Genomic DNA, 383 nt, shown 5'->3' on the forward strand with positions numbered 1-383 from the left:
GCGCAGGGCCGCCGCGCCGTCGGCGACGTGCCGGGCCCCTGCGTCGAGCGCGTCGAGGCGCTGGGCCGCCGCGTCGAGCGTGGCTGCGTCGGGGAGCGCGGCCGCGGTCGCCGCGAGGTGGGCGAGGAGCTGGGCGGCCTGCGGGTCACCCGCCTGCGCGCGGGCCGTGAGGTAGGAGGTCAGCGTCTGGAGGTCGCCGGGCAGTGCGGCCATCCCTGCGGTGAGCGCGTCGACCTGCTCGGTTGCCGCGTGGACGCCGTCGGCGACCTGGCCGCTGCCGTCCGCGAGCGTGCCGGCGGCCTGCGCGGCCTGCGTCGCGCCCGTGGCCACCTGTGCTGCGCCGCTGCTCAGCGCCGCCGCGCCGTCGGCCGAGCGGGCGGCAC

General features: G+C 80.9%; 1 pseudogene. It reads right to left on the bottom strand.

Annotation, left to right across the window (positions count from 1 at the left end):
* Positions 1 to 383: pseudogene (locus tag CBZ_RS21310) on the bottom strand (hypothetical protein); the annotation flags it as partial.

The sequence above is a fragment of the Cellulomonas biazotea genome (assembly GCF_004306155.1).
GTDB lineage: Bacteria > Actinomycetota > Actinomycetes > Actinomycetales > Cellulomonadaceae > Cellulomonas > Cellulomonas biazotea.